Raw genomic sequence first — 15,642 nt, 5'->3', positions numbered from 1 at the left:
AAAATAAACATAATTGCTGATTATAATCTTTGTTTATATAAGTTAATATAAATTTCTAACGGGATTCATTTGCGTTCGAATAAATAATAAACATTAATTCCAAGCGGCAGGAATTTTTGGAACGGCCTCCATAACCAGTCGCAGAATTTCCATACGGGCAGGGCTAAAAACTGCATTCGCTTTGGCGTAAAAGAAACATTTCCAAAACTTGCCGATTCAACCAGCGTAAAATCACTTCTAAAAAGATTTTTTATAAAACCTGGCCGAAGAGCGACTTTTTTTAGTTTAACAATACTTCTTACCCAATTTAAGTCATTGTAAATATTCGGAAAAACCACTAATACCAAACCTCCTCGCTCGGTTAATCTTTTAATCTCTTTAAAAAGTTTTATCGGATCAACATACTCCCATACGCCAATCGTTAAAACTAATTCTCCAATGCCGCCGGGGATTTCATCCTTAAACCCGGAACCGTGGATGAACTCAACATTATTAAAAGATTTTAGTTTTTCTCTAGCGTTCGCCAGCATAACATTAGAAATGTCTATACAATAAATCTTTTTAGCCATTTCGGCCGCCAAAGCGTATTCGCCTGTACCGCAGCCCCAATCAATAACAATCTTGCCGTTGCTCAACTCGCTAATTTTTTTCTTTAAAAACGGCTGCCAAAGTCCCAGAACATAATTTTCTAAAATCGATAAATCTCCCCGCTTATCATAAGCAGTCGCGTTAATATATTTAAAATTTTTATCTTGGTAAGCCATTAAAAAAGTATTTAGTATTTAGTATTTTACTATTTTGAATTTAAAATAAAACATCAAATACCAAAAAATTTTAAAAATTCGATTGGCAATTAAGATAACCGGCGCGTTAAATCCCGCTTTCCATTTTATTAATTCTTCAAAATTACCGACTCGTTCGCGGTTTTCTTTAATAAATTTTTCCAAATTATTTAAATCTTCCGGCAACATAGTATTGGGATGGAGCGCAACTGTCGCCATGCCAAATAAAATTTTTCTCGGCCGCCACATTATTTGCGGCAGCCATCTCAACTCCCACTTTTTGAATGGATAAAGCGCGATACCATCGCTTAAATATTTAAAACCATTTTCTTTAAGCGCTAAAATAGTGTTTTTATCAAAAGAATGGCCGGGGGCGGAAAAAATTTCCGGGCTTAAGCCATTGATTTGCATTATGCCCCTCCCTTCGGCAATTATTTTACTCTGTTCTTTATAACCAACTCCGGCAAATTCGCTTTTTTTGTTGATATTTAAAATCCCCCCCTCTTTGATTTTATAAAGATGCTGATAGCCGTGTTGACCAAAAGACCAGCCGTCATTTACCAATTCTTTTACCGTTTGCCAAAAATCTCCTCTGGCCGGATATTTTAACAGCCCCGCGTCTTTGTTATCCGGAATTATCAAAATCAGTGGCCTCACGCTATATTTTTTAAATATCGCGACAAGAGAATTAAAGTTATCCCAATTCATATTGGGTGCTATATCGTCTAATCTAAAAAAAATTCTTGCCATTTTATCTACCTAAATTTTTGAAATAATTAGATAACATTTTTCTAATCCGATTACGACCCCAACCGGTTTTTAGCCATTGTTCTCTAGTAAAAGCGTCATGTTTATCGATAAATGATTTATAATGAATCAATTTTAAAGGTTGCTTATTTTTAGTAGACACCACTTTTCCCGAGTTGTGCATAATAAAACGCTTTTTAAGGTCGTTGGTACAACCGATACATATATCACCGTTTTTTTCGCTTTGTAAAATATAAACGTAATGCATGATTTTCAAAAATTTTGGTAGATCAATTTACTTCATTACTTTTTTATATAATTCAATCCACTTAGGCAAAACAACTCCCCAACTAAATTGAATTTTAATCTTTTGCCTTGCTGCTAAGCCGATACCCTGCCTTAAAGTAAAACTGTTCATTAATTTTAATAATATATTTTGATAATCCTGGCTGTCTTTAGCTATAAAGCCATCACTATTAGAATCAATTATTTCATCAACCGCGCCGACCTTATTTGTTACTACCGGAAGGCCGGATGCCATGGCTTCCATTAACGCAATCGGCATATTATCTTCATAAGAAAAATAGGCGAATATATCTGAATCGGAAAAATATTTTTTAGGAATGTCTTGGCCGAACCATTGGACGCTTAAATTTTTTGGCCGCTCAAGTGACGCAACTGATTTCTTAATATCTTCTAAAAGCGGCCCATAACCGATAATCCGCCAATTTATTCTTTTATCGAAATCTCTGGCTAAATTAAAAATAATTCTTGCCAGTTCAAACAATCCCCTGGCTTTATCGGGAAACCACAGTTTAGTGACGGTTAAAATATTAAAATAATCCCGTTCCTCCAATTTAACTTCAATAAAATTTGAAATATCAATAGCGTTTGGTATAACTATGGCATTTTTAATATTAAGTGAGTTTTTTAAAAACTCCGAAGGCACCGTCACGATTGAGGCGCGATGATAACCAAGCCAATAAAAAAATTTCCAAAAACTTCCATGAATTTTACCGTGAATCGTTAAGATTAGAGGCCGCATCAAAAACGAAAAAGCCAACGGATTCGTTGTATGTATTAGTTTGATATTCCACCTGAAAGGGCTGAGTAATTTATCTTTAACCAAATAAATCTGTTTGGCGCAAAATTCTTTTTCGGCCTTATTAATTTCACTCACTAAATCGGCGCCCCACTGCCACGGCCCGCCTTTAATATGAGGTGTGATTATTAAAATTAATTTTTTTGTAGTTTTTATCAACGTGATTTATAATATAATAAAATACTTTCCAAGTCAAACTGAATTTTTGGCTTAAATAAGCCGTTTATGAAAAAATTACTATTTATTATAACTAAATCGGAAATGGGTGGCGCCCAGAGGTTTCTCTATGAACTTACAACGCATTTAGACGTCCAAAAGTACGATATTTTGGTTGCTGCCGGCGGTCATGGAGAACTACTGGAAAAGCTGGCCGCCGCCCCTAAAGAGGGCGCCCGCTCCGACTCGGAGACGAGGCGAGAGCCTCGCCCAGATTCATCTGGACGGGAAAAGAACATAAAAACGGCTAAAATCAGGAATTTTTCAAATATTTTCGGCATAAAAAATATTCTCGCTTTCGCGGAAATTTTCGGGTTAATCAGAAAATTTAAGCCCGACATTCTTTATCTCTTAAGTTCGGAGGCTGGCTTTTCCGGTTCTATTGCCGGAAATTTTTATCGCATGCTATTTTGGCAGGGAAAACCGAAAATAATTTATCGTATCGGCGGTTGGGCGTTTAAAGAACCGCGCAATATTATATTTAAAAAATTATACCTTTGGGCAGAAAAGATATCCGCTCCATTTAAAGATATTATCATTGTAAATTCAGAATTTGACCGGCAACTAGCGATAAAAAATAAAATCGCCAAACCAGAAAAAATAATAACAATTTATAATAGCTTAAACGTTGATGAACTAAAATTTTTCTCTAGAGATAAAGCGCGTCAATTTTTATTCCGACAAACTCACCCAACAACAGAATCCCTGATCGGCACAGTTGCCAACTTCTACAAAAATAAAGGTCTGGAATTTTTGGTTCTTGCCGCCAAAAAATTAAAAGATGAAAAAATTGACCGCCATTTTATGATTATCGGCGATGGTCCGGAGCGACAAAAAATTGAAAAATTGATACAAAAAAACGAACTTGAAAACATGTTTTATCTTGCCGGTTCAATTCCCGACGCATATAAATATTTAAAAGCATTCGATTTGTTTGTTCTTCCCTCGGTAAAAGAAGGCCAGCCATGGGCAATTTTAGAAGCTATGGCCGCCGAGATACCTATTGTGGCAACCAATATCGCTGGTATTGCTGAAATGATTGAAAACGAAAAATCAGGACTCTTAGTTGAGCCGGCTGATTCCGATGCTTTGGCGGCGGCAATAGAAAAAATATTAACCCACCCGAGCTTGGCGCAAGAATGCGTTAAGAATACCTCTACTATTGTTAAAGAAAAATTTGGGATTGAAGAAATGCTCCGCAAAAACGAAGAGCTGTTTTAAAATCCTAATTGCTTAATAAAATTTCTTTCTATCTCATTTTGCGGTTTGTAGCCCAATTCAAAAGCTTTTTTAATTTCAACCACTCCTTTTTCTTGTTGGCCATCCGCAATCAAAGCCAACCCATAATACCAATGACTTAAGTTAATTGATGGGTCGGCTTCAGTTGCTTTAATCGCATAAGCGACAGCCGCCTTGGTATTATTTTCAAGCAATGAATTTTTAGTTAAATAAAATAAAGTTTCCTGGCGATTTGGACTTAATTCCAAAGATTTTTCGCCATAAGATCGCGCCACTTCAAGAATCTGGGAATCGCGGCCTTTTTCTCCCAAAATATCGTAAAGTTTTACCAGACTGGTATAATAAGCCGCATCTTTTGGATGATCAACAATCATTTTATCCGATTCGGCCAAGACAAAATTTATAGTTTCTTCCAGATTGGGCATCGGATAATTGACTTGTATGGCATTGCCAACGGTCATAAATAAATCAAGTCTGTATTCCGATTTATAAGGCGTAAAATAGTTTAGCGTTTTTTTAAACAAGGCAATCCCCCGTTCCGTGTTTCTTGGAAAAGTACGCAAAGCGTCGGCATCGGCAGTATTGGCTCGCCATATTCCATAATTTGCGGATAATAATGCTAGTAAACCCCCGGCTATTGCCAATGATGCTAATTGCGAATATTTATTAGCAATTCGCGATATTTGCACGTTTCCAATATTGAAGTCCGACTTCAAAAATCCCCGAAGTCGGACTTCTTGCGAAGCAAGAAACGCTAAAAATAAAAACAATCCGAACCACGAACCGAAGCTGTCAAACGAAAAAAATACCGTTACAAGATAAGATAAAAACGCGCTCGCCAGTACAATTGATAATAATTTTTCATTTCGCTTGAAAAGTTTATACAAAGACAGTCCGGCCGCGATCCAGACTAAAATATAAGCCAGGATTCCTATAATCCCCGTCTCAGCTAAAACTTCCAAGAACGCGTTATGCGGCTTGTCAAACCAGGTCTCGCCGAATCCCCCACCGCCGAATTTCAGAAATTTGGGATTGTAATGAGCGTTAAAAAGATAATTGAAATTTTCCGGCCCCGTGCCCAATAGCAATTTATCTTTAGCGCCATTGATGGCTACTTGCCAAGCTAAAAACCGAGTTTGAACAGTGGTTTCCTGCAGGGAGATGCCGGTTACGCGCTTTATCGGACTGAATTTTAAAACGGCCGGATTATCGCGTAAATACCAAAAGCCGGCAACACCGACAATCAGAAAAATATAAATTGCCGAGAGAACAACTCTAAAGCGCCGCTTAAAGATATCGCTAAAAATCAGGCCGATGCCAAGGGCAAAAATTCCGACGAGAAGACCTAAAACAGCGCCGCGGATTTGGGCGAATATAATTACAAACAAAAGAAGCAATGCGCCGGCGCCAAAAAACCATTTCTTGAAGTCCGACCTCGGTACTTGAAGTCCGACTTCTGGGGATCTCGAAGTCGGACTTCGGAGGTCGGACTTCGAAAACATAAACGTTTGATAAATGCCCCAAAAAAAATGAAAGATTAAATAAGGTGCGACAAAAGTCGGATTATTAAAAATACCATAACCTAACGATAGTCCCCACGTAAGATTTTGATAGAAAGCCGTTGCCGCTACTGCTAAGGCAACAAAAAAAGAAAAATCTATATAAGAGTTGAAGTCCGACTTTAGAATTTGAAGTCCGACTTCTGGGGATCTCGAAGTCGGACTTCGGGGAAAGTCGGACTTCATTCGGAAAAAGCTTACTAAAACTAAAAACCAAGCGAAAAAATGCAGTTCGGCAAATAGTCCGGTCATCCGCGCGCCGATGCCCCAAAAACTTCTTGAAAAATCAACACCAAAAAGCGCGGAAATAAATGAAACGGCTAAAAATCCTAATAACGATAAAAATAAATAATTCCTGAAGTCCGACTTCGGCGTTTGTCTCCCTTCGAGAGATCTCCTGAAGGGAGAAAGTCCGACCTCTGGGGATCTCGAGGTCGGACTTCGAGAAAAATCAGATTTCAATAATCGCAATATCAACCAGGCGGCAAAAACAATTTCAACAAGTATCTGAAACAAAATAAACTTTGGCGTTAAAAACGGAAAAAGCGCCTTCGGCCAGAAAGCCAATGGCATCAGCAAAATCGCGTAAAGACCGTATTTTATTATTCTGTTTAAGTAATATTCAACGTTCAACATGGCTTAGATATTATCATAAAAATCCCCTTTTATACAAACCAAAACCCCGTCCCGCAATTGCGGGACGGGGTTGGTTTTACACGAACTTCCTATCACAAGCCCGTCCTCCGTAGCTCTGAAAGAGCGAAGGACGGATAGGAAATCCGAGAAAGATTAGTAGCGAACTGCCGGAGCGTAGATCGGCAAGACCTTGGCCTCAAGGTTGAGACCGGTGGTGTCGCCATCGTTCCAGCCAATCGCGTTACAAGTGACTATTGAACATTGAATGATATTGCCGTCGTTGCCAGCTTCCGCGCTACCGCTCGTGGTGTTATCCAGATAGAACTGGACCAATGAACCATTCGCGGTGCCCGCGGTAGGAGTCAAACCGGTCGAGTCAACCTGAACACGGACTTTCTTGGTCGCGCCACCAGACAAGGTGTAGGCCGGCCTGAAGATAACCGTGGAAGTACCGGCAGCGGTTGAAATCTCGCCGACATTAGTCGGAATACCGTGCTGCAAACCGGCAGCGGGAGTTGAACCCCATGCCGAACCGGTTTCATCATCAATAAGTTTAACCGTCAAAGTAACGAGAGTTGAACCGGCAAGTTTCAGAGAAACGGTGTTAATCACGACATCGTTAGCCGAATCAGCGGTGAACACAAACGCCGCAACAACATCTGCCGCGCTCGGCGCGTGGCCGGATGTAGCGATAGTGTTACTGCCACCATAAGTGTTAGACGAAGCTACGGACAACTTTGTCCTTACAACCGTAATCGCGTTGACATCCATGCCGGAGCCGCCATTAGGACCAGAAACAGTCACTGAAAGCGAACCGCCTGTAGATAGCGCGGTCACGTCATCCGGGCTTTCAATCCTGAATTTATACTGTCCGTTTGAAGTGGAGCCACCCGAAAGGAACGAAGCAACACCGCCGCGCAGTTCAAGAGAAACACCGGTATTCATCGGAATAACAATCGGGTCGGTGAAGTGGTAGGTGTAGGAGTAACCAGTTTCCGCGCCGGCGGTGCCGGAAGCGGTACCGGAAACTACAACCGGACCTACAGCTACGCCGCCCTTGTACCATTGTACGTTCTCAAATGAAGATTCAGCGCCGGATACCGAGGTGCTGGCCGTAACTGTCATATCGGTAATATTAGTGTCTGAAACCGAGCTGCCGGTGAACCTCCAGATACCAAGCGACTGGCCGGTCTTGCCCATAACCGCTTGATAAGAGGCCGGGGAAGCGGCGTCTTTGGCAATCGTCATTGTGCCGCCGGTTGTATTAACCGTGAAACTCTGGCCGGCAATGTCGTTGCTGTCATCAACATTGGAACCGCCGGTTGTCTTTAAGGTCTGTGAAGAAGCGGTAAGAGCGCCGACAGCTGAAGCGCTGTCCAACTTAATATAAGTTGAAGAACCAAGAGCGGTGGCGCTGGTCAAAACGTCAACATACGCGTCAACCGTAACACTGCCGCCTGCCGGAATTAGGACCGGAGAAGAGCCGGCAAAGGTGTAGTCGGTTGAGGCCAACAGCGAACCCTTGTTGTCGCCAAACTGGACGCCGTTTACCTTAATCATAAGGTTGGCAAACGGGAAAGTCGTTGACGAGGTAAGAGTGATGGTTGAAACATTAATCCCTTCGGCCGAAGAAGCGGACAAAACGAACGAAGCGATTTTCGCGGCCGTCTGGCCTTTCACTATATTGCCCGCGCCAAATGCGCTGTTCTGCTTGGCCTGGAACGGACTGGAAGTGACGGTTAGTTGGTTGCCGCCAACCGCGGTCGTATCGCCGGTTGAAACGTTGGAAATCTGGCCCTGGTAGTTGTCGGTGCCGGCCACTAAGCTGGTGGTCATCGTGCTGGAAGCCGTTGACACAACGTCAAGTTTCAAACTCCAGATTCTGGTCGTGTTGGCCGGAATTAGGTAGTTGATGTTTGAAGACGAGGTGCCGAAAGTGGCGGGCGTGGAGTCATTATTGTCCCACGTTCCGCCCGCGGCCACCGAGCTGTCGGCAGCGGTGATTGTGGTGCCAATCTGATTTCCGACATCGTCAACCATATAGATGTTGTCAACCTGATTGGTGAAGTCGGTTGTGCCGCCGCCGGTCACAATCTTAAACGGGATGTAGAGAACTTTAACCTGTTCGCCGTAAGCAACCACTTTTACCTTTAATACGGTAACGTTGGTCTGGCTCGGGGCGATATTGCCGGTCGGGCTTGACGGGTCAAGAGTCAAGGTTAAAGTACCGGCTTCAATGGTGGTTGTCGTCATAGCAAGAGTGGCCGATGGGCTGACGCCTACATTATAGGTCTTGTCGCGCGCCCGTGCCTTTGCCGTCAGAGCTTAAGTTTGGCAAAACACTGCCGAGCTGCTGGCCGCCGGTGGTTACCAATTTAACGTTGGTAACGTCGGTGCCCGAAATAGATGAACCGTTCTGGGTAAGAACAATTCTATCAAGATAGACAGCGCTATTTGCCGCCACTAAAGTGAATGAACCGGAAAGATATCCTGTGGTGCCGGCGTTAACTGAGCCGCCGGTTGTAACGACAGCAGAGGTCAAAGTGGCAATCGCCGGGTCGGTAACCGAAACGAAGGTCATCGCGTTTGAAGTTGCCGGAAATACGCCAGAAACGCTTGTCGCGTTTGAAACCACATCGGCCGCCGCGTTCAAACCCCAAGCCATCGTGTGGTTATTAGAACCGGAGTTCTTGATGCGCATTTCAACTTCCTTACTTGTGCCTGCGTTAACTGTGAACACGCCGGATGAATTAGAGAACGACAAAACGCCGGAACCTAAGCCGGTATATTGAGCGATATAATCGCCGGTAGCCACATCATAAAGTTCGGCGTTGCTAACTTCCGCGTCGGATGAAATGCCCGAGCGGGTGAATTTCAAAGAGGTAACGGTCACATTGCCGGAACCGGCAGTGAAAGTCCATCGGCCGAACGGCATGTTAGCCGCACCAACGACATGGGCTCTTGAGGCCGGAGTCATTGCTGAAAGACTAACGCTAAGACCGCCGGCTGTTGGCGTAGGACCGGGGGGCGGTATAACACCACCAGCTAATGCAGAATACTTGGCCCGTGAAATTGGGCCGAAGTAACCAACGGCTGGGGCTACGTTATTTCCAGCTTGCCACCTGGCAACAGCTGAACGAGTCAACGAACCAAAAAACATTGTTTCGTTACCCACTGAACCGGCGCCGCTTGAAGATACTGGATAACCGGCGCTATTAAGATACTGTTGCAAACATTTTACATCTGCGCCACTGCTAACTCCAAGATAGAGCGAGCGGGTGAAGGTGCAAGCCGTTGCAGCAGGCGAGCTAGATCCGCCTTGCAACGCAACAAGCTGTGCTTGCAATTGCTGAATCTGGAGCAGTAACTCTTCTATGGTTACAGCGCCGGCCTTCGGCACTGAAAAACTAAGAACCACAGCCAATGCCGCGCCCAAGAGGACGAGACCAATAGGCAATGAAACTCGTTTATTTGTCATCTCATTAAACATAATTTTTTCTCCTTAATTTTAAATTTCTAATTAACTTTTAATTATAATAATTTTATATGGAAATTATTACCCGATTGGGAAAAAATTTCCATTTCCGATTAGCTTAGTAAATACTTTCTCGCCAAATGTAATTGATGAGATTTCCGATTTCTAACTTCCGAACTATACTGAAGAAAACTTACGCGGATTCCGCGTGAGAATTTCTACAATTTAGTTTATAGAAATCACCGGCATCTCTAGCCTTGGTGTTTCTATAATTTCTCAAGTGCGAACTTTCGTTCGCTTCATAAAATTTAATTTGTCAAAGTTCAATCCCAAAAGGTTATAATAACAAAACCGTCATCAGCAGTCAATGAAGAATTATATCATCGGTTTTTCACGATTGCAACCATATATTACATTGTTTTGTCACGCTTTCATAATATCACCAAATTCTACCTTAGGCAAGTACCTGCATTGGGTGTTAAAATATCCTTAATTTAAGGCAAAAATAGATGTTTTAAAACATCTGAATGTGGATAACTAAAGTTCTTAAATAAATTATAATAATGATTGAATATTGAGTGAAATTGTGGATAACTTTAGTGGAAAAAATCAAATAGATTGTTTTCCTCGTGCTCTCGGTCGCCCAGTCCCGCCATGGCGGGATCCGATGAAAGTGTTTTACCCCGCCATGGCGAGGACCATGCTAAAACGCTTTCATAAACTTCACTTCAGAAAACAATTTATTTGATTTTTAGAGAAGAGAAAAGAGATGAAAAAATGGTGAAAATAATTGCCAAAGTGGGGTAAATAATTCAGAATAGTTCGGAAGCCTGTTTTCCGAGTTCGGAATAGTTCGGAAACTTCCGAACTATTCCGAACTTCCGAACTAAAAAGCCCGTTATTTTTCCAAAAGCCGGTAATGACTGCCGCTTCCCGTGCCTTGTCTTGATATTTTTCCAATTTTGATAAGAAATATAAGATCGTTTCGAACCGTCTTTTCATTAACATCAGGAAAAATCGTTAGCAAATCAGCGAGTTTGAGAACATCTTTACCTTCCTTAAAATACTTTAAAATCTTCTCTTGCCTGTCGCTAAGCTCATTGTCTTTTTGTAGAGATAAAGCCGTTCTTTTTTCCTCGATTTCCAAAGCTCTGGTGAAAGAGGGTTTTTCCGGTTTTCGCTCCGTTGCTTGTGGAAAATCAGTGGCAGAAAATTTAGATCGCGGATGCATTTCTATAATGATTTGGGACTTAAAAACCAAAAGGCCGTTTCTTAGCGTTTTTACATGCTCTTCTTTTGCCAAATTCAAATGACCGGCCAAAAAGAAAAAACCGTCCAAGACATCAAGTTCTTTTAATAATTCGGGGTATTTTTTCTCAAAAAAAATTTTATAAACAGCTAAAATCTGGTGTTTTATCTTTTCCCGCAAAGCCATATCTGGAATCAAATCAGAAACCTTAAAACCGGCCTTCGTTAAAGCCAGAACCCTTCTTCCAAGTTCATTATCAAAAAAATCCTCCATGTAGATTATAGATTTATTAAACCCATAAAGTTATCCCCATCTTATCCCCAAAACTATTGATGTCGGACATCAATAATGCTATTGAACAATAACGGAGGCGCCGGCGTCAATGGAAAGAGCGGGATTAGCCGGAGCGCCGGGCACTAATTCATAAAAAGCAACAGCCAACATTCCCGATTCATCTATACCAATTGAGAATGAGTCCTCTTGACCAACCGAGGTTCCGTCGGGTTGGCTAATCTGTATTATTGCATAGTATCTTTCCCCTGCCATAAATTGTCCTTGCAGTGGAGCGGTTAGTTCAATTTCCTCTATATTTTGCAAGCCGCCTAATTCAGTTGAAGCAATAAAATTATTGCCGGAATCCTTAATACCCGCAAGATGACCGAGATTTTGGGGATTATTTGTAGAAAAATTATGAAAAATAACCTTATTAAAATTATAGCTGTTTTCGGCAATCCATTCACTGCTTGTTATTCCCGTATAGTTACCCGATGTTGTAACAGCGGGGAAATCTTTTGCCAAAGTATTTATTGGAGGAAGGTCGTAAGGAACAAAACCAGAGCCGCCATAACTAAAAATCGTATTTACAAAATTACCGATAGAACCGGCAAGAAATTTAACATTTGCCCAGTCGCTGTCTTGTGGTGAGCTTGTCGAACCGTCGCCATTGGTGTCGCCTCCCCTCGCGTCATCTTTTAGAGATGTAAAAACAATCGGGTTGTCGGGTGTAGTTGAAGCAATAAGCGAGCCATTTACGTTAAGAGCCGTAAAAGTGTGGCCGGTTTTAAAAATAACGCCGGGTTCTAAAGTCAGTGTTGCGTCGACATCAATATAAGGTGAAATATCCGGCCCATTTGTTTCTAGAATATATGGCAGTTGTGGATCATTTTTAAGCGTGTGATTTTGAGAAAAATGCGTATAGCCGGAAATGGCGATTCCGTTTAAGATATTTGGGCTTGTGGTTGAATTTGCTAATTGTGAATTAGTAACGCTTGGGTATGAGCTTTCAATTTTTATGGGGTAACCATTGTCAGTAAAAATATTATTATCCATGATCGGAGCTGCTCCGCTTCTAACCTCAACGCCAATTTGATTGCGTATAAATTGGTTGTTTTTTATTTGAGGCGCGGCAGATAAAACCTGGCCAGTTGTGTGAACTCCGTAACAACCAGCGTAGTTGGTATTAGCGATACCATTAGATGAATCAATGGATATTCCGCAATTATTGTCTAAGAAAGTGGAATTTTCCACCACTCCCAACGAATCCACCAGATGCAAGGCGGTGTTTTGAGAGTTTTCAAATTTTGAATTCTTTATATTAACCGTCGCGCCGACGATATTAACCATTTCGTAAAGCGGCAACGTATTCCCCTGGCCGCCATAGCGGAATTCAACATAATCCAAATTTGCTTGTGAGCCCTGACTAAATGCGATATTAAGCCAGTCGCCTTTTTGCGGTGTCGTTGAGGTACTGTTATCGGCATCGTTTATTGAAGTGAAAATTATTGGCGCGCCGGAGGTGGCAACAGCGTTAAGCGTTCCCTGAATTTCAAGCGCGGTGTAACCGCCGCCCTGGGGAATAACTTTTACGCCGGGCTCTATTGTGAGAACGGCACCAGCGGCGACCGTCGGACGGTTTACCGAATTAAAAATCAGCCGATAAGGGCTGCCGGCGAGTGTCCATGTTGTGTCTGTTGCGATTGTTGTCGTTGACGAAACATCGGTGCCTAAGCCCAAAATTGTTTCGGTTGAAGTGGCGGTATCGTCAAAAGCGACAGTCGTTGAAGCGGAATTATCGATGTCGGACATCGATAATTCCCAGTTATTGAGCGCGCCCGGCGTACCGCCGGGCGCAGACGACTGCGCCCAATTTGCCACTTCGTTTGAACCGCCGGGGGCCGACTTTCTTTCAAGCGTCTTGCTGTTGCCGTCAGCTCCCCATGAATTAGAATATAAAACCGAATCAATCACGGCGCCGTCAGGCGCGATTATTTTTATAGTTTTAATAGTTGAAGTGGAGTTTTTCAGATCCATTACCGTATCAATCACTGCGCCGTTAAAACCCTGATAATCAGTCAGAAAAGTTGCCGCGTTGTCAGCTAAAATAACATAGCCGCTGGCCGAAATCATCATTGATCCTTGCGAACTATTTGTCGGCGGTTCATTCAATCCGTGAAGCGACGTCGCCCCGTCATCAAATTTCCAACCGCCGGAACCGCCGGTTAATGTTATACTGTGCCCGGAGTTGTTATAAAGCTCTATCCATTCATGTTTATCATCAGCCCCTTCCGGGTTATACATAATCTCATTTATCACCAAATCGCCCACTTGAAATGTTGATATCTCGATATTTTCTTGTGTTGAATTTTGTTGAGTTGATTGCTGAGTATTTGAACCCGAACTTCCCCCTCCATTACCGCCACCTCCGCCGACATAAACTACCGGATTATTAGTCTGCGGCGCCGGCGTGGGCGCCGGCGCCGCCGATTCCGGCACCGGCGCTGAAACCGCCGGCGGAGGCGGTGTCGGAGCTACAACAACAGGAGCTGGAATCGGCTTTGGCGCTGGAACTGGCGTTTGCGCGACAAATTCAGTTTTTGGAATTAGTTTAACTATTTGCGGCTTAGCCGGAATCGGCTCGCTTGTTATAGTTAAAGCCGGCTCGCTCATCGGCGCGTCCGGACTCCTAAAAAAATTATAAATTTGGCTTATAAGAGAGCTTTTTTTCACAAGTTGTTGCGCCTCAACTTTTTGTTTTGCCAGTTCAACTTCTTTCGCTTTTTCCGCTTCGGTTAAAAATAATTGAATAACGCCAGCGCCGTTTATCACCGCCTGCCGAGATAACCGAAGCCAGTATTCTTGAAGGACTTGATTGTTGCTATCTTTAATTTCATAAGTCTTTCGATAAGAAGATTTTTTATTAACTACTGCCAAATCAAAATATTGTCCATTTTCGTCTAACCCATAAGCAAAATTCCCATCTTCGTAAACAATTTTTGGCTTTTGATACAATTTTGAATTGATTGTTCGCGGACTAAAAAAATGAGTGTTAGTATAGGTGGCCAAATTGTTAAAATAACTTTCTAAATCAGAATAAATTACCGGTTTATGCCCCTGATTAAATATTCTTTTACCCAAATCCTGCGTTAAACCGGAAGAATTTTCTTTAGTCCAATCCTCATAAAAACTTGCCATATCGCCTCCCGGATGCGCGTCATTTCTGGTGTGCTCCGGCACAGTAACATCTTCAATTAAATGTAAGATATGACCTAAAGAAACATACGCCTCTTTTTCTTTGTCTTTTGAATAATCTTTAATCGCCGCCTCATAAGAAAAATCTCCCCACCAGCTTCCGGAAATAACCGGCCCATTGCCAGCCCACAAATTGGCAATATTTCCCGGATTAATCGTCTGATAAGAAGAATACTGCGCCCAATTTTTGGCTAAATAACCGTTTATACCTACCATTTCAGTAGAAAGCCCTCTTTCATAGACCTGATCATAAAAATGATTAAGCCATCTCGGCGCCCTATCTTCATCAATTGACCCCTGAATAACCCATTGTTTTTGTTCTTCGGTAAATTTTTTACCGGTTGAAAGCTCATAAAAAGTGATAACCTCCCTTGTTAAATCCGGATGAGTCGTTGTATCGCTATAAGCCGCGCCATTTTGATAAAACAAAAAACCGGAGACTAAAATCAGGCCTCCGGTTATTGCTATTAAATTTTTGCTCATAGGTTTAAATTTCATTAAAATTCAACAATTTTCCAAGTCCCCCCATCACTTTTGTGCATTGTCAATACCGAATATTTTGTTTTGCCGCTTTCTTTAATTATTAAATCAACGTATTCACCAGCAAAACCCGGAGATTCCTCTAACATACCATTTTCTAAATCTTCTATGAGCAAGCCAATATTTCCATCATTTTTTATTTTTTCTAAAACAGGTTTAATATCCTCGGAACGCCCATATTTACTCGCCAACTCAAAATCGCCTTTTTTAACCGCTTCGGTGAATAATCTCACGGTTTCTTCGGGCGTTTTCCCGCCCCATTTATCTTGTTCTTTAAGATCTTTTTCAATTGTTTTAATCGCTTTCATCTGCTGATAATACGGGCTTTGGGTGTATCGCCAATACTGCCAGCCGATTACGGCTAAAATTAAAACGGCCAAAATTACGCCGCCCCAAATCAGCCTCTTATTCCTCGGCGCCTTCGGCGCCGCTTGATTATTTTCTTCCCCTTGGCTCGCCTCGTACCGAACTTGTTCTGATTCGGGGCCCACCTCATCAAACTTCATCGTTTCCATAATATTTTATTGTTTATGCCTCTCGCCCCGCACCGAACTTGTTCTGGTGCGGGG

At 42.2% G+C, this 15,642-nt stretch carries 11 protein-coding genes; 1 reads left to right on the top strand and 10 read right to left on the bottom strand.

The window, feature by feature from the left end; all coding sequences use genetic code 11:
* Nucleotides 1–65: 65 nt before the first annotated feature.
* From HYW79_02265 to HYW79_02250, 4 genes are read right to left on the bottom strand one after another with little or no spacing between them, the layout of a single operon-like run.
* Nucleotides 66–764 (bottom strand): class I SAM-dependent methyltransferase, encoded by a 699-nt coding sequence (locus tag HYW79_02265; GenBank protein ID MBI2635345.1) that lies wholly within the window; start codon nucleotides 762–764, stop codon nucleotides 66–68.
* 18 nt (nucleotides 765–782) lie between these two features.
* On the bottom strand, nucleotides 783–1,532 hold the full coding sequence (locus HYW79_02260) for a DUF2334 domain-containing protein (protein ID MBI2635344.1): 750 nt from the start codon (nucleotides 1,530–1,532) through the stop codon (nucleotides 783–785).
* A gap of 1 nt (nucleotide 1,533) precedes the next feature.
* Nucleotides 1,534–1,797 (bottom strand): GIY-YIG nuclease family protein, encoded by a 264-nt coding sequence (locus HYW79_02255; protein ID MBI2635343.1) that lies wholly within the window; start codon nucleotides 1,795–1,797, stop codon nucleotides 1,534–1,536.
* Nucleotides 1,798–1,824: 27 nt separating this feature from the next.
* The gene (locus HYW79_02250; protein ID MBI2635342.1) at nucleotides 1,825–2,790 is read right to left on the bottom strand and encodes a glycosyltransferase family 4 protein; all 966 of its coding nucleotides are present in this window, start codon (nucleotides 2,788–2,790) and stop codon (nucleotides 1,825–1,827) included.
* A 66-nt stretch (nucleotides 2,791–2,856) separates the two neighbouring features.
* On the opposite strand from HYW79_02250, the gene HYW79_02245 reads away from it, so the two are divergent.
* The gene (locus HYW79_02245; GenBank protein ID MBI2635341.1) at nucleotides 2,857–4,068 is read left to right on the top strand and encodes a glycosyltransferase; all 1,212 of its coding nucleotides are present in this window, start codon (nucleotides 2,857–2,859) and stop codon (nucleotides 4,066–4,068) included.
* Here the strand turns inward: HYW79_02245 and HYW79_02240 are convergent.
* The 6 genes from HYW79_02240 to HYW79_02215 all read right to left on the bottom strand — a co-directional run bounded on the left by HYW79_02240 (nucleotide 4,065) and on the right by HYW79_02215 (nucleotide 15,588).
* A complete protein-coding gene (locus tag HYW79_02240) occupies nucleotides 4,065–6,281 on the bottom strand; it encodes an O-antigen ligase family protein (protein ID MBI2635340.1) in 2,217 nt (738 codons plus the stop codon). The two genes, HYW79_02245 and HYW79_02240, sit on opposite strands and share 4 nt — an antisense overlap.
* 153 nt (nucleotides 6,282–6,434) lie before the next feature.
* On the bottom strand, nucleotides 6,435–8,534 hold the full coding sequence (locus HYW79_02235; protein ID MBI2635339.1) for a hypothetical protein: 2,100 nt from the start codon (nucleotides 8,532–8,534) through the stop codon (nucleotides 6,435–6,437).
* A 31-nt stretch (nucleotides 8,535–8,565) separates the two neighbouring features.
* Nucleotides 8,566–9,759, bottom strand: coding sequence for a peptidoglycan-binding protein (locus HYW79_02230; GenBank protein MBI2635338.1), 1,194 nt, complete (start codon nucleotides 9,757–9,759; stop codon nucleotides 8,566–8,568).
* An 895-nt stretch (nucleotides 9,760–10,654) separates the two neighbouring features.
* Nucleotides 10,655–11,278, bottom strand: a complete 624-nt coding sequence (locus HYW79_02225; GenBank protein MBI2635337.1) for a hypothetical protein — start codon at nucleotides 11,276–11,278, stop codon at nucleotides 10,655–10,657.
* Between the two features lie 78 nt (nucleotides 11,279–11,356).
* Nucleotides 11,357–15,016, bottom strand: coding sequence for a lamin tail domain-containing protein (locus tag HYW79_02220; GenBank protein ID MBI2635336.1), 3,660 nt, complete (start codon nucleotides 15,014–15,016; stop codon nucleotides 11,357–11,359).
* A gap of 14 nt (nucleotides 15,017–15,030) precedes the next feature.
* A complete protein-coding gene (locus HYW79_02215) occupies nucleotides 15,031–15,588 on the bottom strand; it encodes a hypothetical protein (protein ID MBI2635335.1) in 558 nt (185 codons plus the stop codon).
* Between the last annotated feature and the right edge of the window lie 54 nt (nucleotides 15,589–15,642).

This window comes from Parcubacteria group bacterium, from assembly GCA_016186325.1.
In the GTDB taxonomy this organism is placed as follows: Bacteria; Patescibacteriota; Minisyncoccia; order UBA10092; family UBA10092; genus JACPHB01.
Note: the sequence above shows the minus strand (reverse complement) of the source record. Positions and strands in the feature narration are given on the sequence as shown.

Coding starts and splice junctions, on each gene's coding strand:
- HYW79_02265 (MBI2635345.1), bottom strand. CDS start 764: ATGGCTTACCAAGATAAAAATTTTAAATATATTAACGCGACTGCTTAT.
- HYW79_02260 (MBI2635344.1), bottom strand. CDS start 1,532: ATGGCAAGAATTTTTTTTAGATTAGACGATATAGCACCCAATATGAAT.
- HYW79_02255 (MBI2635343.1), bottom strand. CDS start 1,797: ATGCATTACGTTTATATTTTACAAAGCGAAAAAAACGGTGATATATGT.
- HYW79_02245 (MBI2635341.1), top strand. CDS start 2,857: ATGAAAAAATTACTATTTATTATAACTAAATCGGAAATGGGTGGCGCC.
- HYW79_02240 (MBI2635340.1), bottom strand. CDS start 6,281: ATGTTGAACGTTGAATATTACTTAAACAGAATAATAAAATACGGTCTT.
- HYW79_02235 (MBI2635339.1), bottom strand. CDS start 8,534: ATGACGACAACCACCATTGAAGCCGGTACTTTAACCTTGACTCTTGAC.
- HYW79_02230 (MBI2635338.1), bottom strand. CDS start 9,759: ATGACAAATAAACGAGTTTCATTGCCTATTGGTCTCGTCCTCTTGGGC.
- HYW79_02225 (MBI2635337.1), bottom strand. CDS start 11,278: ATGGAGGATTTTTTTGATAATGAACTTGGAAGAAGGGTTCTGGCTTTA.
- HYW79_02220 (MBI2635336.1), bottom strand. CDS start 15,016: ATGAGCAAAAATTTAATAGCAATAACCGGAGGCCTGATTTTAGTCTCC.
- HYW79_02215 (MBI2635335.1), bottom strand. CDS start 15,588: ATGGAAACGATGAAGTTTGATGAGGTGGGCCCCGAATCAGAACAAGTT.